Origin of the sequence: Curtobacterium sp. VKM Ac-2852 (assembly GCF_013205045.1) — a bacterium.
GTDB lineage: Bacteria > Actinomycetota > Actinomycetes > Actinomycetales > Microbacteriaceae > Curtobacterium > Curtobacterium flaccumfaciens.
This window is the reverse complement of the sequence record NZ_JABMLI010000002.1, coordinates 996350-1020126: the sequence shown is the minus strand read 5'-3', so window position 1 is coordinate 1020126 and position 23777 is coordinate 996350. Positions and strand designations below refer to the sequence as shown.

The window sequence follows — 23777 nt, the reverse complement described above, 5'->3', positions numbered from 1 at the left end:
AGAGTAGGACGCCGCCGGACTTAACGTAGAAGAACCAGGGAACCCCTGACCATTCGTGGTCAGGGGTTTTCTGCGTTCTGCGACCCATCCACAGGGCAGGTGGGAGGGACAGGCGCCGCGGTAGGGTTGACGGGTCATGACTGCGCCATTCACCACCGCCTCCGGCTCCGACATCCGCGTCCGCTTCTGCCCGAGCCCGACGGGGACCCCGCACGTGGGGCTCATCCGTACGGCGCTCTTCAACTGGGCGTACGCCCGCCACACCGGCGGCAAGCTCGTGTTCCGCATCGAGGACACCGACGCCGCCCGCGACAGCGAGGAGTCGTACGCGCAGATCCTCGACGCGCTCCGCTGGCTCCGGCTCGACTGGGACGAAGGGGTGGACGCCGGCGGCGAGCACGGACCGTACCGGCAGTCCGAGCGAACCGCGATCTACGACGACGTGATCGCGAAGCTCAAGGAATCCGGCCACATCTACGAGTCCTTCGTCACGCCGGACGAGATGGAAGCCCGCAACAAGGCCGCCGGTCGTGACCCCAAGCAGGGGTACGACAACCACGAGCGTGACCTGACCGATGCCGAGCGCCAGGCCTTCCGCGACGAGGGCCGCGAGCCGGCACTCCGGCTGCGGGTCCCCGACCGTGACCTGAGCTTCGACGACCTGGTGCGCGGTGAGATCACCTTCAAGCAGGGCACGTTCCCCGACTTCGTGGTGGTCCGCCCGAACGGCAAGCCGCTGTACACGTTCACGAACCCGGTGGACGACGCCCTGATGGGCATCACCCACGTGCTCCGGGGTGAGGACCTGCTGTCGTCGACGCCGCGGCAGATCGCCCTGTACGAGGCGCTGTACGAGATCGGCCTCGCGCCCTCCATCCCCGTGTTCGGGCACCTGCCGTACGTGATGGGGGAGGGCAACAAGAAGCTCTCGAAGCGTGACCCCGAGTCGAACCTGTTCCACCACCGTGCCGCCGGCATGATCCCGGAGGGGCTCGTCAACTACCTGGCGCTGCTCGGCTGGTCGATCGGCCCCGACCGCGACGTGTTCTCGATCGACGAGATGGTCGCGGCGTTCGACGTCACCGACGTGAACCCGAACCCGGCCCGCTTCGACCACAAGAAGGCCGAGGCGATCAACGGGGACCACATCCGTCTGCTGGCGCCGGAGGACTTCCGGTTGCGCCTGCTGCCGTACCTGTCGGAGTTCATCAGTGACGCGGCGACCCCGGAGCAGCTCGAGGTCCTGACCAAGGCGGCTCCGCTCGTGCAGGAGCGCATGCAGCTGCTCGGCGAGGCACCGGCGATGCTCGGGTTCCTGTTCACCTCCGACGCCGACCTGGTGGTCGAGGACGACGCCCTGGCCTCGCTCAAGGGCGACACGGCGACGGTCCTGACGGCGAGCACCGCAGCACTCGAGGGCGTCCAGGACTGGACCACCGAGGCCGTCGAGGGTGCGCTCCGTGCGGCCCTCATCGACGAGCTCGGCCTGAAGCCCCGCGTCGCCTTCGGCCCGCTGCGCGTGGCGGTGTCCGGACGTCGGATCAGTCCGCCGCTCTTCGAGTCGATGGAGATCCTGGGCAAGGAGTCCACCCTGACCAGGCTCCGCGCCCTCGCGGCGCGCTGACCGACCGTGAGCAGCACGGCGCACACCGTCCCGGTCGTGCACGACGTGGCGGTCATCGGCGCCGGTCCGGCCGGGCTGAGCGCTTCGCTCAACCTGGTCCGGGCGAAGCGCACCGTACTGCTCGTCGACGCGAACCGCCCCCGGAACGCCGCGACGCTCCGGTCGCACGGGTTCCTGACGCGCGATGGCATCTCGCCGCTCGAGCTCCGGAAGCTCGGGCGGACCGAGGTCGAGGGGTACCCGGAGGCGACGGTCGTGCAGTCCGTCGTCGACCTGGTGGCCCCGGACGCCGACACGGACACCTGGCGGGTGCACGGCTCGTGGCGCGGCACCGAGCTCGAGGCTCGCGCCCGGACGGTCGTCGTGGCGACGGGGTTGCGTGAGGAGTTCCCGGCGCTGCCGATGCTCCGCGCGTTCTACGGCACCGCGGTGCACAGCTGCGTCGAGTGTGATGCGTACGACAAGGCCGGGCAGCCGCTCGCGTTCATCTGCGAGACCGACGACGTGGTCGACCGGGCGCTGCTCATCGCCTCCTGGACCGACGACCTGATCGTCTACACGAACGGGGTGGCGCCGCTCGACGACGCCGGCCGCGCTCGGCTGGCGTCGGCGGGGGTCGTCGTGGACGAGCGGGTCGTCGAGGACCTCGAGGGCGATCGCTCCGGGATGACCGGCGTCCGGCTCGCCGACGGCCACGTCGAGCCGCGGACCGGTGGGTTCGTCCGACCGGTGTGGCACGCCGACCTCGACTGGCTGCGCACCAGCGCCACCACGAGTACGAGCGTCACGAGCGGGAACACGGCCGCGAACGGCGACACGCCCGCAGCGCTCGAGGGGCTCCAGCGCGACACGCATGGACTCCTCGTGGTCGACCGGGTGGGCCGGACGTCCGTCCCGGGGCTCTACGCCGTGGGAGACGTCACGCCTCCCGGGCCCGAGCAGCTCATCGTCGCCGCCGGACACGGAGCCGCGACCGCCGCCGCCGTGCACCGAGACCTGGTGGGTGGTCTTGCGGACCTCCGGGATGCTGTACAGTAGTTGATCGTGCCCCGGGTGACCGGGCCAGAAGGCCGACAGGCCTTTTGGGGTATGGTGTAATTGGCAACACAGCGGTTTCTGGTACCGTCGTTCTTGGTTCGAGTCCAGGTACCCCAGCACTCGATGAACAGCCCCCGGGATTTCCCGGGGGCTGTTCTCGTTCCGGGCTGTTCTCGTACCGGGCTGATCTCGTTCGCGGCCGTGCTGGTTCCGAGCGTCCTCATCGGGGATGCACGGCTCATCCACGGTCACGCCACGGCTGATCCGGAGGTTGCGCGGAACCGCACGATCCCCGAGCCGGCGCGAGCCGCCGTGCGGAAGGCGCCCACGGCGGTGGTCCGGTCGTTCCGGAGTCGTACCGTCCGTGGCGGGCGCCGTCGCGCCTCCAGGCCGGTTGCGGTTCCCCGCACCGGGCTCTCGACTGCTCGCGGGCAGGGGGAGCGCGGACCTACGGTCGGAAGACCGTCGCGGGAGTCGTGACGGTCCGCTGCTGAGCACCCGAGGTGTCATCGTGACCTCCGTCGACCCGCTGACGACCGTCGATCCCTGGAACCACCCCGCAGCCGTGCCCGCGGCGGCCGACCACTCCGTGCTGGACCGCTGGGACCGCGTGGTGGCACTCCGGGGCGACGCCGCCGCGCTCGCGGGCGACGGCCGCCACTACACGTACACCGAAGCGGACCGGGCCTCCCGCGCGCTGGCCGCAGCACTGGCCGTGACGCTCCGACCCGACGACCACAGCGGCGTCGGCGTCGGCGACACCCCGGGCGGGGCGTCGAAGCCGGTCGGGCTGATGGCGGGGCAGTCGACCGAGGCCGTGATCGGCATCCTCGCGCTGGTGCGTGCCGGACGGACCGTGGTGGTGCTCGACGACCACCTGCCCGCAGCACGTCTGGCGCACGTGGCCAGGCTCGCCGGCGTCGACGAGATCGTGGCCGACACCGAACGTGCGGTGCTGGCCGCTGCCGTCGTCGCGGAGCGGGACGGCCGGGTGCACGCACTCGGCGAACTGCTGGACGCGGGCGAACTGCTGGACGCGGGCGAACCGCTGGACGCGGGCGGTCCCGGCGCGGCCCCGTCGACGGACACCGCCGGCGCGCGTCCCGGCGGGCGGGATCCCTTCGCCATCGTCTTCACCTCCGGCTCGACCGGCATGCCGAAGGGCGTCGTCCTGACGCACCGGCAGCAGATCGCCGATGCCGAACAGGACGCGGTCGCGCTCGGCCTCGGCCCCGGCGACCGGCTCGGTGTCGTCCTGCCGCTGTCCTTCGCCGCCGGGCTCCTGTTCTCGTTCGACACGTTGCTCTGCGGCGGCACCATCGTGCTGCTCGAGCCGCGTGAACTCGGTGTCGAGCGGCTGCTCGGGCGGTTCCGGGACGACGACGTGAACGTGCTCGTCTGCACCCCGCACCTGCTGCGCTCGATCATCGGGTCGCAGAGCGCCCCCGGGTCGCACGGGACCGCAGCCGGGACCGCACCGGTGCTCGGCGGGCTGCGCTTCCTGATGACCACGGGCGAGTCCGTCACCGGCGCCGACCTCGCCGCGGCTCGACCCCACCTGGACCCGGACACGCTGCTCCTGAACGCCTTCGGCTCGAGCGAGACCGCGTGCGTCGCGTACTGCCCGGTGGCCCCGGGGGAGCCGGTGCCCGAGGGCGTCGTGCCCGCCGGGTGGCCGTTGCCCGGCAAGACGGTCCTCGTGCTCCGTGAGGACGGCAGCCCTGCCGCCCCGGGGGAGACCGGCGAGCTCGTCGTGGTCTCCGACGCCCTGACCGCGGGCTACTGGGGCGCGCCGGAGAAGACCGCCGAACGGGCCGGACACACCGGCGAAGCCGAGGCCGTCGCCGGCATCCCCGTCGGGACCCCGAGCTGGCGGCAGGGCGACCTGGCACGCGTCGACCCCGACGGGCGGCTCGTGCTGCTCGGCCGATCCGACGACGCCGTGAAGGTCCGCGGCTACCTGGTCGAGCCGAGTGAGGTCGAGGCGGCCCTCCGCGCGGTCCCCGAGGTGCACGACGCGGTCGTGACGGCACAGGTCGACCCCGGTTCCGTCACCCGGCTCGTCGCCTACGTGGTCGGTCGCCCGGGGCACCGCACCCCGGCACCGGGCGCGCTCCGCCGGGCGCTCCGTGAGCGGCTCCCCGAGTACATGGTGCCGGCTTCGATCGTGCCGATGACCGAACTGCCGCGGAACGAGCGCGGCAAGGTCGACCGGGCCGAACTCCCCGGGGCGCCGAGCGTCGAGACCGAGATGGTCGAGGGCGAGTACGACCAGTGGGAGCTCGTCGTCGGGCAGATCTGGGCCGAGGTGCTCGGCCTCCGGGGCGTGCACCTCGACGAGGACTTCTCCGCGCTCGGCGGCGACTCGCTGTCTGCCGAGGAGATGCTCGCCGTCGTGCAGGACCGGCTCGGGGTCGACCTGCGCTCCTCGGACGTGCTCGAGCACCCGACGCTCCGCGCCTTCGCCCGACGGGTGCGGAGCGGGACGAGCGCGCTGCCGAGCCACCCCGACGTCGTGAAGGTGTCCGAGGCGCGCGAGGGCGGCCGTCCGCCGGTGTTCTGCTTCGCCGGTGGCGGTGCCCTGGCGCTGACGTTCCTGCCGCTCTCGCGGCACCTGCCCGCACACGACCTGTACGCGTTCCAGCAGCACGCCCTCGAGCGCCGCGGGATGCCGGACTGGAACATCGAGCGGAGCGCCCGCCGCTACCTCGCCCTGATGCGCATCGTGCAGCCCCGCGGCCCGTACCTGCTCGTCGGGCACTCGCTCGGCGGACTCGTCGCACTCGAGATCGCCCGGCTCCTGACCGAGAGCGGTGAACAGGTGGAGCACGTCGTCCTGCTCGACACCTACCTGCCCCGCACGAAGTCCGAACAGGCACGCCTGCACTTCGGCCGGATGGAGCCGCGCGACCAGCCGAACACCGCCGTCCGGGCCGTGCAGCGGGGGCTCGACCGCGCCGTCAGGCGGGTGCTGCCCGCGGGTGTGCCGTACGGAGCGCTGTTCGCCAAGCGGCTCCGTGCGTACACGGCCGGCGTGCTGCGGCACGGTGGGCAGAAGGACTTCGACGCGTTCTTCGACCAGGCCGAGATCGTCACCAGACGCCACCACCCGACGCCGTTCCACGGAAGGGCCACCTACGTCCTCGCCGACGCCAACCCCGACGCCGCCGGGTGGTCCGCCCTGCTGCGCGGGCCCACCGAGATGGTGCGGATCGCGAGCGAGCACACGTCGCTGCTGCGGGAACCGCACGTCGCCGAGCTGGCGGTCGCGCTGCGGGCCGCCTTCGAGACGGCGGACGTACCGCAGGTCTGAGACCGGCCCACGACCGGACGGGAGGCGCGGTGCCATCTGGCACACCTCCCTCGCAGGCTCGGTCAGCGCGCCCCGCGCAACGCTTCGCGTTGCCGCTCTGCGGGGCGCGCCCGTCCGCTCGTCCCGCGTCCACCACCCGCCGGCCGCCGCGCCGGAGGGCCGACCTGCACGAGGGTTGCGGGTTTCCGTATCCGCACCCGGGTGTCCGCAAGGGACCGCACCGCGCATTGACCCTCCCGCTGGCCACGGCGATGGTTGGAACCGCGGGGGAGAGTACCCACTCACCCGCGGCAAGCAGGCGGCGTCGTACCCGCGTCCCGCTGCTCGACCGACGACGGTCACCGTCGTCGATGCGTCATCCGAGGACGCGCCGCTCGTCTCGACGAGCCACCACCCGACAGCAACCCTGACCCGACAGGACCGCGCCATGCCCGCACGTACCGTTCGCCCTGCAGACCCGAGGGTCTCCGTCGTCATCCCGGCACGGAACGAGGCCCGCAACCTCGAGATCATCCTCCCGAAGCTCCCGCCCGTGTACGAGGTGATCCTGGTCGACGGCAACTCCGTCGACGACACCATCGCCGCCGCCCAGCGCGTGATGCCCGACATCCGCGTCGTGCACCAGACCCGCAAGGGCAAGGGCAACGCCCTGGCCTGCGGCTTCGAGGCCGTCACCGGTGACATCGTCGTCATGTTCGACGCCGACTGCTCCGCGGACCCCGACGAGATCCCGCGGTTCGTCCAGGCGCTCATCGACGGCGCCGACGTCGCGAAGGGCACCCGGTACTCGCTCGGCGGTGGCAGCGATGACATCACGATCGTCCGGAACATGGGCAACCGCGGCCTGAACATGCTCTGCAACATCATCCTCGGCACCCGCTACAGCGACCTCTGCTACGGCTACAACGCCTTCTGGGCGGACGTCCTGCCGGAGATCGGTCTGCTGTCGTCCGAGCTGCCGAAGCCGGCCGACGGTTCGATGCTGTGGGGCGACGGGTTCGAGATCGAGACCGTCCTGACCTGCCGCTGGTCGGCCGCCGAGCTCGCGATCACCGAGGTGCCGAGCCACGAGAAGCTCCGGGTGCACGGTTCCAGCAACCTCAACGCCGTGACCGACGGCATCCGCGTGCTGAAGTCGATCATGCACGAGCGTCGTCGTGCCGCCATCGGCCGTGCCGAGGTCCGTCGCGCCGCGATGAGCGTCGTCCCGCCGGCCGAGCAGCTGGCCGCGCCGGCTGCTGCTCCTGTCGCTGCCGCGCCCGCCGCTGCGTCGCCGGTCGCTGCGTCCGTCGCGACCCCGGTCGCCGCGTCCGCCGTCGCCGGGGCATCCGTCGTCGCCGGGGCGTCCGTCGTCGCGTCCGTCGTCGCCCTCGAGGAGGACGTCGCGTGACGACCGTTGCGGTCGTCATCTGCGCCTACACCCAGCAGCGCTGGGGTGACCTGCAGGACAGCGTCGAGTCGGCCAAGCGCCAGCCCGAGGGCCCCGAGGTCGTCGTCGTCATCGACCACGAGCCCGAGCTCCTGGCCCGCGCCGCCGCGCGCTGGCCGGAACTGCGGGTCGTCCCGAACACCGAGGACCGCGGACTGTCCGGGGCCCGCAACACCGGTGTCGCTCTGACCGACGCCGACGTCGTCGCGTTCCTGGACGACGACGCCACCGCGGACCCCGACTGGCTCGGGCACATGCTCACCGCGCTCGAGGACCCCGACGTCGTCGGTGTCGGCGGTCGTGCCACGCCGTCCTGGCCGGCCGCGACCGGCCCCGGCCCGTACGCCGACGAACTGCTCTGGATCGTCGGGTGCTCGTACCGCGGGCTGCCCGAGACCCCGGGCGACGTCCGCAACGTCATCGGGTCGAGCATGGCGTTCCGCCGCGACGCGATCCTGCTCGCCGGCGGTTTCCGCTCCGGCATCGGCCGCGTCGGCAACCAGCCGCTCGGCTGCGAGGAGACCGAACTCTGCATCCGCATCGCCCAGGCCCGTCCCGGCGCGCGGATCCGGCACGAACCGCGCTCGAACGTCTCGCACCGGGTCTCCCCGGACCGTGTGACGATGCGCTACCTGCGCCGCCGCAGCTACTACGAGGGGATCTCGAAGGCCGTGCTGAGCCGTCGGGTCGGCACCGGTGACTCGCTCGCCAGCGAGTCGACCTACCTGACCCGCGTGATCCCGGGCGCCGTGCTGCGCGAACTGCGTCACGTCGGTCGTGGCGGAGGCCTGCGGGCGTACGCCATCGCGCTCTCCGTCTTCTCGACGGTCGCGGGCTACGCCGTCGGCCGGGTCCTCGGCACCGTCGTCGTGCGGACCCCGCCCGCACCCGCCCCGCTCCCGCAGCCGGTGGGCACACCGTGACCCGCGCGACCCTGGCGATGGTCCTCTCGCCGGTCGTGACCGGGCCGCTCGTCCCCACCTGGGACGGCGCGCTCTGGGTCGGCGAGCTCGACCGTGCCGACGTGCACGCGTCGAGCCACCGGGACGTCATCGCCCTGCAGGGATCGACCGGGTACGGGCGTGCACGACTGCTCGTCCGCGACCACGGCGAGCCGCTCGGTTTCGTCGAGGCCGAGATCACCGAACGCCGCCGCATCGGCGGCACCATCGACGTCCGTGCGCTGCAGCGCGCGATCCGGCCCATGCCGGCACCCGAGCGTCGGCCGGCAGCAGGTCTGGTGCTGCCGTCCGTCACCGTGGTGCTCTGCACGGACGGTGCCGCCGGCACGACCATGCGGTCGGTGCTCGCGAACGGGCACCCCGACTTCGACGTCGTGGTCGTCTCGCACGGCGCCGACGACGACGGTGTGGCGACCGTCGACATCAGCGGACACCGCGTCACCACCATTCCCGCGCCCGACGGCGGCCTCGCCGCCGCGCGGAACGCCGGCCTGCTCGTCGCGACCGGCGACGTCGTCGCGTTCGTGGACGAGGGCGCCGTCGTGGACGGCGGCTGGATCGCCGCGATCGCTCGTGCCTTCGCGGCCGACCCGGACGTGGCCTGCGTCACCGGGCTCGTGCCGAGTGCCGAGCTCCGGACGCCGGCGCAGCGCTGGCACGACGACCGCACCCCCGGCGGGCGGACCGTCCGCCGCCGGGTGTTCCGGCTCGACGACCCGGTCGACGACCTCCCGCTGCACCCCTTCGCCGCCTCGGCCTACGGCACCGGCGCGAACCTCGCCGTGCACCGCGCGACCGCGCTCCGGATCGGTGGGTTCGACACCGCCTTCGGCCCCGGCACCCGCGTCGGCGGCGGCGACGACCTCGACCTCTTCACACGACTGCTGTTCGCCGGATCCGCGATCGCCGTCGAACCGGCCGCGATCGCGTGGCAGCGATCGGCGGACGACGTCGCGTCGCTCCGCGCCGCCGCTGCCGCGCACGGCCACGGACTCGGAGCCTGGATGACCAAGAACGCACTCGACCGCGACACGCTGACCGCCTCGGTGGACGCGGCACCGGAGGCCATCAGCGCCTTCGCGCGCCTCGGCCTCGAGCAGGGCGACGACGCTGCCGACGCTGCTCCGGCGAACGGCCACGGGACGGGCACCGCGCGCGACGCGGACACCGTCGACGCCGTCGACGCCGTCGACGCGGAGTTCGCGGCCACGAAGCGTCGGTTGCGTCGCGTCGAGCGGCGCTCCGTGCTCACCGCTCCGGTCCTGGCGCTCCGGGAACGCATGGGCGGCGCGGGAACGATCGACCGCACGGCGCACGGCCGCCACGAGCTGCAGCGCGGCCTCGACACCGCGGGGCCGGCGCGACCGACCCCCGGTGGCGCGATGGGGCCGGCGGCGCGACTCGGTGCCGCCGCGATCGTCCTGCTGACGCTCGTCCTGGCCGCCGTCGGCAGCGTCGTCGAGCTGCCCACGCTGCGGGCGAGCGCCGTCGCGGTCTTCCTGTTCGCCCTGCTCGGGGTCGCCCCGATGCTGCTCGTCCGTCCGATGTCCCTCGCACGGTTCGCCGTCCTCGCCGTCACCGGGTCGCTCGTCGGCACGATCGCCATCGGGTACACCATGGCGACCTTCCACATCTGGGCGCCGGCGGTCCCCTTCGTCGGTGTCGTCGTGCTCACCGCGGCGGCGCTCGCCGTCTCGGTACCCCGTGACGTGGCGGAGCTCCGTCGCGCCGGACTCGTGCACCGTGCGACCGCTCGGCCCCGGTGGAGCACGACCGCCACCGTGACGGCGCTCTCGCTCGGCGGGCTCGTCGTCGTGGTCGTCGCCGCGCTCACCCACATGGGCGACCCGGTGCCCGCCGGCCTGTTCGGCTCGCTCGGCCCGGGCCTGGTCGTCGGCCTCGTGCTCGTCGTCGCCGCCGCGGTCATCGCCCTGGTGCGCGGCCGCGCACTCGCCGTGCCCGTCGTCGTGCTCGGCGGGGTCGTGCAGCTCGCCCAGGCGATCACGTACGGCGTGCCGACCGTGACCGCCGCCGCCCGGCACATCGGTGTCGTCGAGTACATCCGCCAGTTCGGTGGGACCAACCCGTCGGCCGACATCTTCCAGACGTGGTCCGGCCTGTTCGCGGGCGCTGCCTGGGTCGCCGACGTCGGGGGCATCGTCAACACGATCCTCATCGCCGCCTGGGTGCCGGTCCTGCTCGCGTTCAGCACGACCATCGCGGTCGGGGTCCTGACGGCGCACTGGCTGCCCGGCGCCCGTCGGCCGTGGATCGCAGCGCTGCTGACCGCGATGACCGGTTCGCTCAACACCACGTACTTCTCGCCGCAGTCGACCGGCATCCTGATGTCGATCGTGATCCTCGTGCTCGCCACCGGACCGCTGCGCGACGCCGCCGTCACCACCGCCGACGGCTCGGTCGCCGCCAAGCCGCGGGCACGGCGGGTGGGGCTCTCGCGGATCATCGCGATCACCCTCATCGGCATCGTGCTCGCCGTGACGCACCAGATCTCGCCGTACCTGACGGTCGCCGCACTCGTCACGCTCATCGTCTTCCGGATGCTCCGCCCCTGGTGGCTGCCCGTCGTCGTGCTCGTGCCGGCGGTGGTCTTCGCCGCGCTGAACGGTGACATCCTCGGACGGTTCCTGTCGCTCGCGGCGGTCGGACGCGTGCTCGACAACGTGCAGCCGCCCGCGCACGACATGACCGTCCTGCCGAAGCCGCTCGTCACGCGCCTGGCGTTCGACATCCCGGCAGCCGCGCTCGTGGTGCTCGGGCTCATCGCCCTGGTGACCGTGCTGATGCGGCGCGATCGGACGCACTGGGCGCTCCTCGCCACCGCCGCGAGCCCGATCTCGCTCCTCGTCGCCACGAACTACGGCCAGGAGGGCGTCTTCCGCGTCGTGCTCTTCGCGACGCCGTGGATCGCGATCCTGGCGGCGGCACTCCCGATGCCCGCGGGTCGGTTCGCCCCGGTCGGGGCGGTCCTGCAGCGGGGGATGCGCCCGTCCGCCGTGCGGTTCGCGGTCGCCGGAGCAGCGGTGGCGGCGCTCGTCGCGATCGGTGCGTTCGGGCAGACCTCGCTCGACTGGAACCGCGTCATGACCCGGAGCCAGTCCGCGGCGACGCAGTACTACGACCGCACGGCACCCGCGGGCTCCGTGATGCTGCTCACCGGTTCGGCCAACGCCGTCCCGAGCAACACCGGCGCACGGTACTTCGACGTGGGCTACCTGTCCCGCGAAGCACTCGGCCCGTACCCGGACCCGACCGGTGGTTACGACGCCGAAGCCGACCTGTCGAACGTGACGCGGGAGCTGGTCGTGAACTGGTCGGCCACCGGCTACTACGCCCTGGTCGCGGAGCCCTTCGGCGCCTACGACGAGCGGTACGGCTACCAGAGCGACGCCGACTACCAGGAGCTCGCCGCCGCCATGGCGTCCTCGCCCTACTGGAAGCGGGTCTGGTCGTCGGGGACGACCGCGATGTACGAACTGACGACGGAGGGCCTGCGCCATGCAACCGACTGAACCGACCTCCGACAGACCGCGACGGACGCGACGGGCCACCGTCGCGTCCGTCGCGGGCGTGGTCGCCACGGTGCTCACCGTGCTGGTCGCCCCGAACCTCGCGGTCCAGCCCGCCGTGGCCGCGGCCGCGGACTGCAGCGCCGGGCGGGTGCTCAACGTCGTCGCCCACCCCGACGACGACCTGCTCTTCCAGGGCACGGACCTGCGGAAGGACATCGACGCGGGACGCTGCGTGCGCTCCGTGATCGTCACCGCCGGTGACGCCGGCAAGCCCGACTGGTACTGGCAGGAACGCCAGGTCGGGCTGATGGCCGCCTACGCGAGCATGGCCGGCGTCGACCCGGCGTCGACGACCGGCTCCACGACGGTCGCCGGACGGACCCTGCTCACCGAGACCCTCACTGCCGACCCGCGGATCAGCCTGGTCTTCATGGACCTCCCGGACGGCAACGTCGAGGGCAACGGCTTCTGGGCGAACGGGTACGAGAGCCTCCAGCGCCTCTACACGGGCGACATGGACACGCTGCACACCGTCGCCGACGCCCCGCACAGCGCCACGTACACGCTCGCGCAGCTCCGGGCGACGCTGCAGGGGATCGTGCAGGACTTCGCACCGACGGACATTCACACCCTCGACCACGAGGGCGAGTACGGCGACGGGGACCACAGCGACCACCACACGGTCGCGTACCTGACCGACCAGGTGCAGCGGCAGTACACCGGCGCGCACGGCTTCACCGGGTACATGGGGTACCCGATCGCCGACCGTCCGGCGAACCTGACGACGGCCCAGACCCAGGCGAAGGCCGACGCGTTCTTCACCTACGCCGCCCACGACAGTGAGACCTGCGCGTCGTACCAGGCCTGCTCGGCGCGACCGGAGACCTCGTGGCTCAGCCGGCAGTACACCGCCGGCTCGCCGGTGCCGACGAACCCCACCGACCCCACGGACCCGACCCCCACCCACACGGACGTGACGGGTTCGGCGTCGGTGACGGCGAGTGCGGAGAACCCGGCTGACGGTCAGACGGCTGTGAAGGCGGTCGACGGTGTGGTGAGCGGGTACCCGGATGCGCCGACGGCGGAGTGGGTCGCGCCGTCTGGTCGTGCGGGGACGTGGATCCAGCTCGGGTGGGCGAAGGCGACGGCGTTGGACGCGGTCGACCTCGCTGATCGGCCGAACTCGGTGGACCAGGTGCTGGGCGGGACGTTGACGTTCTCGGACGGCTCGAGTGTGCAGGTGCCGGCGTTGAGCAACGGTGGTGCGGTGCAGCGGATCACGTTCGCGGCGCGCAGTGTCACATGGGTGCGATTCACGGTGACCTCGGTCAGTGGCGGGACGCAGAACGTGGGCCTTGCCGAGATCCGCGCGCTGGCCCCGGCCGACACGACCCCGCCGCCGACCCCGACGCGGACGGACGTGACGGGTTCGGCGTCGGTGACGGCGAGTGCGGAGAACCCGGCTGACGGTCAGACGGCTGTGAAGGCGGTCGACGGTGTGGTGAGCGGGTACCCGGATGCGCCGACGGCGGAGTGGGTCGCACCGTCTGGTCGTGCGGGGACGTGGATCCAGCTCGGGTGGGCGAAGGCGACGGCGTTGGACGCGGTCGACCTCGCTGATCGGCCGAACTCGGTGGACCAGGTGCTGGGCGGGACGTTGACGTTCTCGGACGGCTCGAGTGTGCAGGTGCCGGCGTTGAGCAACGGTGGTGCGGTGCAGCGGATCACGTTCGCGGCGCGCAGTGTCACGTGGGTGCGGTTCACGGTGACCTCGGTCAGTGGCGGGACGCAGAACGTGGGTCTTGCCGAGATCCGCGCGCTGTCGCCGGCGAGCAGCAGCGGCGGCACGACGCCGACGCCGACGCCGACGCCGACGCCGACGCCGACGCCGACCCCGACCCCGACCCCGACCCCGACGCCGACCCCGACGCCCACGCCCGCTCCGGGCCTGCGGGACGTCACCGGCTCGGCCACCCCGACGGCGATCGCCGACAACCCGGCCGACGGCCAGACCGTCGCGAAGGCCGTCGACGGCGTGGTGTCCGGCCACCCGGTCGACCACACCGCCGAGTGGGCCGTGCCCTGGGGACGGACCGGCATCTGGATCCAGCTCGACTGGGCTGCCCCGGTCGCGCTCCAGCGCATCGTCCTGCACGACCGTCCAAACAGCGATGACCAGATCACGAGCGGCACGCTGACGTTCTCGGACGGCAGCCAGGTCGCCGTGGGCGAGCTCCCGAACGACGGCAGTGCCCGGACGGTCGACTTCACCGCCCGGAACGTCACCTGGGTGCGGTTCACCACCACCGGGGTGTCGAACAGCACGATCAACGTCGGTCTCTCGGAGGTCCGCGCATGGGCAGCTGGATGACCCCGGACGAGGACGGCCCCCGCCCCGTCGCCGAGCAGTCGGCCGCCGCGCACGGTGCCGCACCGGCGCACGGCCTCGGCGCCTCCCGCCACCGCACCCCGCTCCGGACACGAGGACGACGGGTCGCGATCGTGGCCGCGGCCCTGGTGGTCGCGGTCGGTGCCGTCGCCGCGGCGACCACCGGCACGACGTCCGTCGGCCCCGGCCCCAGCGGGGTCGCGATGCCGACCGGCGACGGGGACGGCTGGAAGCGGGTGTTCTCGGAGGACTTCGACGACACCACCCCGTCGGGCGGGTTCGAGGCGGCCTACGACGACCGGTTCACCGTCTACCACGGCTTCGCGGACACCGCGGGGACCGGCCGGTACCAGTCGTCCACGCTGAGCGCCCACGACGGGATGCTCGACATGCACCTGCGCACGACGAAGGCGGGCACCCCGCTCGCCGGCGGGGTCGTCCCGCTCGTCGACGGACGATGGGGTGGTCAGACCTCCGGGCGCTACAGCATCCGGATGAAGAGCGACGAGGTCGACGGGTACGGGGTGGCGGTGCTGCTCTGGAGCGACGAGAACGTCTGGGCGCACGGTGAGATCGACTTCCCCGAGGGCGCGCTCGGTGCGCCCGCCTGGCTGAACGTGCACTGCCTGGTCGACCCGGCCGAGAAGTGCGTCCACCACGAGACCGACGCGTCGCTGGCCGACTGGCACACGTACACGATCGAGTGGACGCCCTCGCGGATGTCGTTCCTGGTCGACGACGAGGTCGTCGGGAGCACCACGCAGGACATCCCCGTGGAACGCATGCACCTGGTCGTGCAGACGGGATCCCTCGAGGGCCTGCCGCCCCGGGACGCCGCCGGGTCGTTGCTGGTCGACTGGATGACGATCGACGTGCCTGCCGACGGCGAGAGCCCCCGGGCCACGCTGCCGTCCACGGCGCCCGCCGCCGGCTGACGGCGGCGGGCCCGGCCCGGTCAGCGTCGGGCGTGTGCCAGCAGCGCCAGCAGCAGCGCTCGCACGTGCGGCTCGCGCCCGTAGCGGTCACGGACCCACGCGCGGCACCGTGCGGCGAGGGACGGGTCGAGCTCGGCTTCGTCGAGGGTGTCGAGCAGCTTCTCCGCCAGTGCGTCGGGGTCGGCCGGGTCGACGGTATACCGCGCCCAGTCGCCCGACAGGATCTCCCCGGTGCCGCCCGATGCGGCGGCGACGACGGGACGGCCGGCGGACATCGCCTCGACCACGACCCGCCCGAAGCCCTCGGGCTCGAGGGACGGCGCCACCACGACGTCGGCAGCGTGCAGGAGCGGGACGACGTCGTCCCGCTCGGGGAGCACGAGCACGGAACCGGCGGGGAGCGCGTCGATCGCGGCGTGCACGGCGTCGGCCTCTTCCGGGTAGAGCGCACCGGCCAGTACGAGGAGCGGCGCCGGGGCCGCGTGACCGGCCACGGGGGGAGTGGTGACCGGCACGCGTGCCGCAGCGGCCGTGCGGACGCGACCCCATGCCTCCAGGAGGGCGAGCACGCCCTTCGACCGGGTGAGCCGACCGTAGTACAGCACCGTCGGGGTGTCCTCGGGGATGCCGAGTGCCGCGCGGGCGTCGTGCACCGATGCCGGGGTGGCGGCCGGGAACGCGTCGGTGTCGACACCGTTCGGCACGATCGTGATGCGGTCCGTCGGCACGCCGGACTCCGCCCAGGCGCGCGCCATCGCGTGCGAGACGGCGAAGTAGCGGGTGCGGCCGCCGGCGATCGGGCCGAGCCGCCGGTAGTTCGGCGCGTGGTGCAGGTGCACCGCGAGCGGGACTCCGGAGACGAGCGACGCGACCCGGCCGAACGGCAGGTACTCGGGCCGGTTCAACCAGAGGACGTCGAGGTGTGATCGTCGGATCCGCAGCCCCTCGCGGGCGAACCGCCAGGCGTCGCGGAGCGCGGTCGTGATCCCGAACCGGTAGTCGGTGGCCTCCACCAGCTCCACGCCCATCGCCTCGTAGGGCGGTGGGCCCTCGGCGGCGCGCGGGGACTGGGCGTTCCGGTGCCAGACCTCGACCTCGTGGCCGGCGGCGACGAGCTCGCGGGTGTCCTCGAGCACACAGCGTTCGAGTCCGCCGGTGATGGCGAGTCCGGTCACCAGGACGCCGACGCGGAGTCGGCGGGTGCCGTCGTGTGCAGTCTGTCGCGGTCTCACGAGACACCACCCCTTGCGGTCTTCAGTCGGCGGAGGAACCAGGGGAGGCAGGCGACCACCCCGGCGATGCGGACCCAGTTCCAGAGGACGTCCTGCGGCAGGAGCAGGGACGCGGCGGCCACGACGAGCGCGGCGAGGGTCGTCAGGACGATCCGGGCACCCGGTCCGCGCCACTCACGGCGGTCGGGCAGGGCCAGCAGCTGCATGGCGGCCAGGATCGCGTAGGCGACGACGGTGGCCAGGCCCGCGCCGGCGATGCCGAGCACGGGCACGAGCACGAGGTTCGCGCCGATGTTCACGGCGCCGGCGATCGCGGCGATCACCCCGACGGCGACACCGCGGCGTTCGACCAGGAGCAGGCGTCCGGTCGCACCGCTGGCGACGACGGGGAACGCGGTGATCGCGACGACGAAGACGACGACCGAGAGCTCCTGCACGCGGTACGACGCCGGGGCGAGGATCGGCAGCGCGACCGGTGACACCAGGGTCACGGCGAGCAGGACCGGCCCGAGCATCCGGTACAGCTCGTCGCGGGAGTGCATGGCGAGCTGCCGGCGGGCGACCGGGTCGCGGAGGGCGGCGAAGTGCGGCGCCCACGCCTGGTTGGTGAAGGTCAGGAGCAGGATGACGGCCGAGCCGACGACGTAGGCGATCTGGTAGCGGGCCACCTCGTCCGGGCCGAGCAGCCGCTGGACGACGATCCGGTCGCCGGCGTTCAGCACGAAGTACGACAGGTTGCCGAGGGCGATCGGCACGCCCAGGCGGAACGCCCGGGCGGTGGTCTTGCGGTCGAACAGGCCGGCGAGACGCGGACGGGTCGCCGCGATGCCGATGACCATCGCCACGCCCTGGGCGACGACGCCGCCCCACGCGTAGGTGGTCGCGTCGGCCTGCACCCAGGTGAGGAGCCCGAGGCCGATGACCGACCCGCCGATCGAGGACAGCAGACTCGTGACCGCGAAGACCCGGATGCGGTCCTGGGCGACGAGCAGCGCGAGGGAGATCTGCACGATGGCGGCGGGGCCGGTCCAGAGCACCGCGACGAGGAGCAGCGGGTGGTTGCCGACGAAGCCGGCGGCGTCCGCCCAGACCGGGATCGTGGTGAGCGCCGCGACGGTGACGACGATCGCGGTGACCATGCCGACGGCGAGCAGGCCGCGCGCCCGGCGGTCGTCGCCGTCCTCGGCCCGCTGCAGCACCGACGCCTGGTCGATGCCGAGCACGGCCAGCACGACGAGCGCCTGGTACAGGGCGATGGCCGAGGCGAGGACGCCGAACTCGGCCGGCGGCATGAGGTGAGCGAGCACCGGGGAGATGAGCGACGAGACGACGAGCTGCATCGACCAGACGACGACGTACAGCAGGCCGCGGCCGAACAGGACGGAGGCGCCCTTCCGCACCGCCACCGATCCGGTGTCGAGCGACTCGGGCACGGGCGCGGCCACCTCGGCCTCGCGCGCTGCGCGGGCCTCGCGGCGGGTCTGCGGGGGGAAGCTCACGGCGCGACCACCGCTGTCGCATCCTGCCGTGCCGACGCCGTCGCCGCGCCCGCGCCCTGGCGCAGCCCGAAGGCTGCATCCACGACGTCGAGCAGGTCACCGCTCCGGTCGGTCGAGAACTTCCGTGCGAACAGGTGCTGCACCTCGACGTCCGCGTCCGTCCGACGCTCGAGCAGCTGCCCCGCGTCGGCGACGGTCAACCACGGCGGGCTCTTCCGCGCGGTGCCGTCCCAACCGATCCACCAGAGCGGCTGGGAGACGTGCTCGTCGGCGAACCCCGGCGTCAGCGACGGCGAGTTGAGCACCGACGGCACGAAGGTCTCGTCGGCGACCCAGGTGCGCTGCCAGAACCGGACCAGGTCGGGGCGCTGGTCGACGGTGTCCACGACGGCGGCGGCGTGCCGGCGGGCGAGGACCTTGAGCTGTGAGCCCCCGGCGAAGGAGACGTTCGCCGGCACGCGGCGGGGGACCGGCAGCCGGAGCATGTGCTTCCGCCACGCCCAGTGCCGGAACCGGATGCGGGAGATGCCGCCGTCACGGCCCCACGGTGCGAACGGCAGCGGGTTGACCGAGATGAACGACTCCTCGCGGTGCGCCTCGAGCAGGGCCGTGATCTCGGCGGGGTTCGCGAGCGGGTAGTCGCTGCCGGTCAGCACGGCCACGTGCGAGGCGTCGGTCTCGGCCAGGGCGGCCCGGTAGCCGGACACCTCGGCGGCGACGTTCTCCCAGCGCGCCCAGCCGGTCCGGATCCGGGGGAGCAGCCGGACACGATCCGGCAGCCCGTCGGTCATGGCGCGGAACACCGTCTCGGGGGTGCGCGCGTCGCAGTGCAGGAACACCGGGAACGGGTCGAGCGCCTCGACGAGTCGGCGCACGTGTGCCGGGTCCTCGTGGGCGAGGACGATGCACGCGGGGACCGCGGGGGAGATGGCCATGGACGCGACGCTAACCGCGCCGTTCCGGGGCCGACAAGGCGACCCGTGCCCGTCTGCGGGGAAGCGGCGGTTTCCCGCACCGCCCCCGATCGATCAGTGCCCGGAAGGCCTGATCAGCGCTTCTTGCGGAACTTCTGGCAGTCGCAGAGGGCGCAGTCCGTGCCCGGACGGTAGTGCTCGTGGGCGTCCTGCACGTGGCCGCAGACGCAGGTCACGGAGTCGACCACGAAGACGCTCTGTTCCGAGGGGAGCACGGCGCCGAGCTCGTCGGTGGGGCCCATCGACATGCGTCCTCCTCGTGCCCGGCGTGCTGCCGCCGAGTCGTCCTCACGATCCTACCGTCCGGGGGCGTGTGCTGGCGGCAAACCGCAAGTCGGACGACCGTCGCCGCAACCGCGGGCGGCCGCCGTTGACCCTGCAGCAGCCCCACCGGAGCATCGAACCATGACCGACCAGCAGGCCACCACCACCCGCGTGCTCACGCTCACGCCCGCGATGCCGTCCCCGGACGTGCCCGCCTGGGCCGGCGCGGCCTGGGTCGGCGCCGTCGACCGACAGGAGGCGCTCGCCGCGTCCGCCGTCGGACTCGCCGGCGCCACCGGCTTCCGCCGCGCCCGCCTGCTCGTCCGTGACGGACGCGAGATCGCCGGGTTCGTCGACGTCAGCGTCGACGCGGACGGCGGCGTGGACCCGGCCGAGCTGGGACCGGCCCTGCGCGCCCTGCGCACCACGGGCCTCCCGGCCGCCCCCGCGGGGACGCCGGTCGGACGCGTCTCCGTCGTCATCGGCACCCGCGACCGGCCCGAGGACCTGCGCCGCTGCGTGCGCTCGGTGCTCGCGTCCGAGCACGACGACTTCGAGGTGCTGGTCGTCGACAACGCGCCCACCACCACCGCGACCCGCGACGTGGTCACGTCGCTCGCGGATCCGCGCCTGCGGTACGTCCTGGAGGCCCGACCCGGCGTCTCGCGCGCACGGAACGCCGGACTCGCCCTCGCGTCCGGGGCCGTGGTCGCCTTCGTCGACGACGACGTGGTCGTCGACCGGCACTGGCTCGCAGCGCTCGCCGACGCGTACGCCCGCGACGCGGACGTCGTCTGCGTGACCGGCCTCGTGCCCAGCGGCGAACTCCGGACCCCCACGCAGCGGTACTTCGACGAGCGCGTGACCTGGGCGCGTAACACCGACCGCCGGGTGTTCCGCACGTCGGCGCCGCCGGCGGACCTGCCGTTGTTCCCGTTCTCCGTCGGCGCGTTCGGCACCGGTGCCAACATGTCGCTCCGCCGTTCGGCCGCGCTCGCCCTGGGCGGGTTCGACGTCGCACTCGGCCCGGGCACCCTGGCCCGCGCCGGCGAGGACCCCGACCTGTTCACCCGGGTGCTGTTCTCCGGCGGTGCGCTCGCGGTCGAGCCCTCGGCCGTCGTCTGGCACAAGCACCGGCCGGACCGTGCGGCGCTGCGCTCGCAGGCGCTCGGCTACGGCACCGGCCTCGGTGCGTGGGTCGCGAAGCTCATGCTGCGACCGCGCACCGCACTGGCCGTGCTCCGTCGGGCGGTCGGGGCGCTGCGGCAGCTCGGGGCGCTCGGACAGGGCGTCGGCTCCGGTGCGGACCAGGTGTCCGCCGCGGTGGATGCCGTCGGCGGGTGGCCCGTCGACGACGCGTTCCGCGAGGCGACGGCCGGCCTCAAGCGCGTCGAGCTCGTGGCGGCGCTGGGCGGACCGTGGCGGTACGTCGTCGGGCGGTCGCGGCGCGGGTGACCGCGGCGCGGGCGACCGCGGCGCGGGTGGCCGCGCTCCGCGTGCACGGCACGCACCGCGTGCACTGCTCCACCGCACGCACCGGAACGGACGGGAGGCCCGTGGCGACGCTGCCACGGGCCTCCCGTCCGTTCCGGTGCGGACGTCTCCTGCACGCCGCCTACGGACGGAAGCGGCCCTCCTCGACCTCGCGCCAGAACCGACGGCTGCGGAAGTACGCCGCCGGGCCCGCCGGGAAGCCGCGGAACTCGTGGTAGGCCAGCGAGCGCGGGATCCGGGTCGTGGAGGCCTCGGTGATGCTCTCGGCCGCGGCGTCACGCCGGCCGGCCAGTCGTGACACGAGCTGCTTCAGCTTGATCTTGCCGGCGCGGGGCATCAGCCGCGCGAGCACGATCGCGTGCCGGCGGTCCTTCGCGATGAGCTCGCACATCAGCGCCGTGAACCCGACGCCGTTCGAGTGGAGCTGCCCGTGCAGCCCGGCGAGGTCCTGCCGGTGCCGGTGGTGCACGACCGCGCGGGGTTCGAAGCCGATCCGGCCACCGCTCCACAGGATGTCGATGAAGATCGCCAGGTCCTCGCCACCGCGGGCGGGCACACCGGCACCGAGCACGGGGTCGAACCCGCCGACGGCGTCGAACGCCGACCGTCGGACCGCCCAGTTCGCACCGGCACCGTAGCCGCCGATGCCGTACACGGCGAAGTGCTTCTGCACCGAGCCGTCGGGGCGGACGGCCCGGGCCTGCGCGTGACGCATGACCCCGGGGACGTCGTCCGGCACGATGGTCACCGGCTGGAAGGTGCGCTCGCCGCTGAAGCCGCCGTAGTACGCCTCATACCAGATCTGCGCGGGGGTCTCGAGCTCGACGGGCAGGATCATCCCGGTGACCGCGGCGACCTCGGGCTCGCGGACGAAGCGCGTGCCGATGGACCGGAGCCACTGTGCGTCCACCCGGACGTCGTCGTCCGTGAACGCGATGATCTCGCCGTGCGCCGCGGCGACCCCGGCGTTGCGACCGGCGGAGCAGCCCGGACGGCGTTCGGTGACCAGCCGGACGTCGCGGCCCTCGAGCAGCCCGGGCAGGGCGTCGACCTCGGGCAGCTTCACGCGGTTGTCGACCAGGATGACCTCGTACCGCGGGTAGTCGAGGTGCTCGAGGAAGTCGAGCAGCTTCCGGATGTCCTCGACCCGGGTGACGATGGTCGACACGACGATCGAGATGAGCGGGAGGTCGAGGTCGGGGATCGGGGTCTGGGTCGCACCGGAGGTCCGTGCGAGGCCGTCCACCAGGGGCGCCATCGCGCGGGCGGCGTCGGCCGGGTCCGCGGTGAGCAGCACGTCGAGGGTGGTGACGGGGAAGCCGTCGCGGTAACCGACGACGAGCGCGGAGGAACCCGACTCGTCGGCGACCAGGCGCGGCAGCGGAGCGTCGAGGTCGACGCTGACGACCCGACGGGGGCCGGGCACGGTGACGGAGGAGTGCAGGGTCATGGTCGGGACGCTACGACCGCCCGCGGTGTCCGGACAACGGAGCGGACCAGCAGTGGCGGGGTTCGTGCGGGGTTCCGCAGCGCGGTGCGTGTGCCCCCGACAGGGGTGAGCGCTCACCCAGGAAGCCACGGGAACCTCATGGGTCACGCTCAGGTCACGGAACCGATGCAACCGGTTGCGCTCCCGCTGGACCGGGCGTAGCTTCCTCCACCAGCAGGCAGCGGCGCTTGCTCCAGGGCAGTGTCGTCGAACCCGATCGATGCCCCCTGGTGATCTCAACGAGGAGACAACGCTGTGAAGACAACACGCTCAAGGGTGCGGTTCGCATCCGTTGCCGGGGTCGCCGTCATCGGCCTCGTGCTCACCGGCTGCTCGAGCGGGAGCTCCGGCGCCGGCTCGGACGACGCCAAGAGCGGCCAGGACAGCCGCGGCCCCATCACCTACGTGCAGGGCAAGGACAACTCGAACGTCGTCCGCCCGCTCATCGCGAAGTGGAACAAGGCCCACCCGGACGAGAAGGTCACCTTCAAGGAACAGTCCGACCAGGCCGACCAGCAGCACGACGACCTCGTGCAGCACTTCCAGGCGAAGGACGAGAACTACGACGTCGTCGACGTTGATGTCGTCTGGACCGCCGAGTTCGCCGCGAAGAGCTGGCTGACGCCGCTGACCGGCGACATGAAGATCGACACCTCGAAGCTCCTGCCGTCGACGGTGAAGACCGCGACCTACAACGACACCCTCTACGCCGCACCGCAGACCTCGGACGGCGCACTGCTCTACTACCGCAAGGACCTCGTCAAGACGCCTCCCACCACGTGGAAGGAGATGATGGCCGACTGCAAGATCGCGAAGGACGCCGGCATCGGTTGCTACGCGGGGCAGTTCGCGAAGTACGAGGGTCTGACGGTGAACGCCTCCGAGGCGATCAACGGCTCCGGTGGTTCGGTGCTCAGCAAGAGCGGCGACCCGGACGTCGACACCTCGGACGCCAAGGCCGGCCTGCAGAACCTGGTCGACGCGTTCGAGGACGGGAACATCCCGGCCGAGGCCATCACCTACCAGGAGGAGCAGGGCCGCACCGCGTTCGAAGCCGGCAAGCTGCTGTTCCTGCGCAACTGGCCGTACGTCTACAACCTGGCGAAGACCGACGGTTCGAGCAAGGTCAAGGACACGTTCGGCATCGCGCCGATCCCCGGTGCCGACGGCGTCGGTGCCTCCACGCTCGGTGGGCACAACGCCGCGATCAGCGTGTACTCGAAGCACAAGGCGACGGCGCACGACTTCCTCGAGTTCCTCATCTCGAACGACACGCAGAAGTTCTTCGCGACGCAGGGGTCGCTCGCCCCGGTCGTCGGTGACCTCTACACCGACTCCGAGCTGACGGCGAAGCTGCCCTACCTGCCGACGCTGCTCAAGTCGATCGAGTCGGCGGAGCCGCGCCCGGTCACGCCGTTCTACCCGGCGGTGACGAAGGCGATCCAGGACAACACCTACGCGGCGCTCAAGGGATCGAAGTCGGTCGACGAAGCCATGAAGGACATGCAGGACGCCCTGAAGTCGGCGACCAGCAGCTGACACACAGCGGCTCACGCCGCGTCGGACGGGAGGCCCGTGGCGGGTCCGCCACGGGCCTCCCGTCCG

General features: G+C 72.6%; 15 protein-coding genes and 1 tRNA gene. 11 read left to right on the top strand and 5 right to left on the bottom strand.

Annotated elements, in window-relative coordinates:
• Positions 1 to 136: 136 nt before the first annotated feature.
• The 9 genes from gltX to HQQ79_RS11125 all read left to right on the top strand — a co-directional run bounded on the left by gltX (position 137) and on the right by HQQ79_RS11125 (position 15220).
• A complete protein-coding gene (gene gltX / locus HQQ79_RS11165) occupies positions 137 to 1624 on the top strand; it encodes a glutamate--tRNA ligase (protein ID WP_173034282.1) in 1488 nt (495 codons plus the stop codon).
• Between the two features lie 36 nt (positions 1625 to 1660).
• Positions 1661 to 2662 carry an NAD(P)/FAD-dependent oxidoreductase gene (locus HQQ79_RS11160; protein ID WP_367948090.1) on the top strand — a complete coding sequence of 334 codons (1002 nt, stop codon included), beginning with the start codon at positions 1661 to 1663 and terminating at the stop codon, positions 2660 to 2662.
• A 45-nt stretch (positions 2663 to 2707) separates the two neighbouring features.
• Positions 2708 to 2779: transfer RNA gene (locus HQQ79_RS11155), tRNA-Gln, on the top strand.
• Between the two features lie 394 nt (positions 2780 to 3173).
• Positions 3174 to 5975: an AMP-binding protein gene (locus tag HQQ79_RS11150; protein ID WP_173034278.1), complete on the top strand. Its 2802-nt coding sequence runs from the start codon at positions 3174 to 3176 to the stop codon at positions 5973 to 5975.
• A gap of 427 nt (positions 5976 to 6402) precedes the next feature.
• A complete protein-coding gene (locus tag HQQ79_RS11145) occupies positions 6403 to 7365 on the top strand; it encodes a glycosyltransferase family 2 protein (protein WP_173034276.1) in 963 nt (320 codons plus the stop codon).
• Positions 7362 to 8327 (top strand): glycosyltransferase family 2 protein, encoded by a 966-nt coding sequence (locus tag HQQ79_RS11140; RefSeq protein ID WP_173034274.1) that lies wholly within the window; start codon positions 7362 to 7364, stop codon positions 8325 to 8327. The genes HQQ79_RS11145 and HQQ79_RS11140 overlap by 4 nt, the downstream gene beginning before the upstream one ends.
• The gene (locus HQQ79_RS11135; protein WP_173034272.1) at positions 8324 to 11896 is read left to right on the top strand and encodes a glycosyltransferase; all 3573 of its coding nucleotides are present in this window, start codon (positions 8324 to 8326) and stop codon (positions 11894 to 11896) included. Before HQQ79_RS11140 ends, HQQ79_RS11135 begins: the two co-directional genes overlap by 4 nt.
• Complete coding sequence (locus HQQ79_RS11130; RefSeq protein WP_173034270.1) at positions 11883 to 14267, top strand: PIG-L family deacetylase; 2385 nt, start codon at positions 11883 to 11885, stop codon at positions 14265 to 14267. The genes HQQ79_RS11135 and HQQ79_RS11130 overlap by 14 nt, the downstream gene beginning before the upstream one ends.
• On the top strand, positions 14252 to 15220 hold the full coding sequence (locus tag HQQ79_RS11125; RefSeq protein ID WP_173034268.1) for a glycoside hydrolase family 16 protein: 969 nt from the start codon (positions 14252 to 14254) through the stop codon (positions 15218 to 15220). The genes HQQ79_RS11130 and HQQ79_RS11125 overlap by 16 nt, the downstream gene beginning before the upstream one ends.
• 20 nt (positions 15221 to 15240) lie before the next feature.
• Here the strand turns inward: HQQ79_RS11125 and HQQ79_RS11120 are convergent, their stop codons facing one another.
• The 4 genes from HQQ79_RS11120 to HQQ79_RS11105 all read right to left on the bottom strand — a co-directional run bounded on the left by HQQ79_RS11120 (position 15241) and on the right by HQQ79_RS11105 (position 19173).
• On the bottom strand, positions 15241 to 16452 hold the full coding sequence (locus HQQ79_RS11120; protein WP_173034265.1) for a glycosyltransferase family 4 protein: 1212 nt from the start codon (positions 16450 to 16452) through the stop codon (positions 15241 to 15243).
• Entirely contained in the window at positions 16449 to 17951 is a 1503-nt protein-coding gene (locus tag HQQ79_RS11115) for an oligosaccharide flippase family protein (RefSeq protein WP_173034263.1), read from the bottom strand. Before HQQ79_RS11115 ends, HQQ79_RS11120 begins: the two co-directional genes overlap by 4 nt.
• On the bottom strand, positions 17948 to 18886 hold the full coding sequence (locus HQQ79_RS11110; protein WP_173034261.1) for a beta-1,6-N-acetylglucosaminyltransferase: 939 nt from the start codon (positions 18884 to 18886) through the stop codon (positions 17948 to 17950). Before HQQ79_RS11110 ends, HQQ79_RS11115 begins: the two co-directional genes overlap by 4 nt.
• Positions 18887 to 18999: 113 nt before the next feature.
• Positions 19000 to 19173 carry a hypothetical protein gene (locus HQQ79_RS11105; protein WP_155896838.1) on the bottom strand — a complete coding sequence of 58 codons (174 nt, stop codon included), beginning with the start codon at positions 19171 to 19173 and terminating at the stop codon, positions 19000 to 19002.
• A gap of 157 nt (positions 19174 to 19330) precedes the next feature.
• Between HQQ79_RS11105 and HQQ79_RS11100 the strand changes: the two genes are divergently transcribed.
• Positions 19331 to 20644, top strand: a complete 1314-nt coding sequence (locus tag HQQ79_RS11100; RefSeq protein ID WP_173034259.1) for a glycosyltransferase family 2 protein — start codon at positions 19331 to 19333, stop codon at positions 20642 to 20644.
• Positions 20645 to 20804: 160 nt separating this feature from the next.
• On the opposite strand, the gene HQQ79_RS11095 is transcribed toward HQQ79_RS11100, so the two are convergent.
• Positions 20805 to 22133: a glycosyltransferase gene (locus HQQ79_RS11095; RefSeq protein ID WP_051596765.1), complete on the bottom strand. Its 1329-nt coding sequence runs from the start codon at positions 22131 to 22133 to the stop codon at positions 20805 to 20807.
• A gap of 315 nt (positions 22134 to 22448) precedes the next feature.
• Here HQQ79_RS11095 and HQQ79_RS11090 point away from each other — a divergent pair, with 315 nt between their 5' ends.
• A complete protein-coding gene (locus tag HQQ79_RS11090; RefSeq protein WP_367948089.1) occupies positions 22449 to 23711 on the top strand; it encodes an ABC transporter substrate-binding protein in 1263 nt (420 codons plus the stop codon).
• Positions 23712 to 23777: the final 66 nt, after the last annotated feature.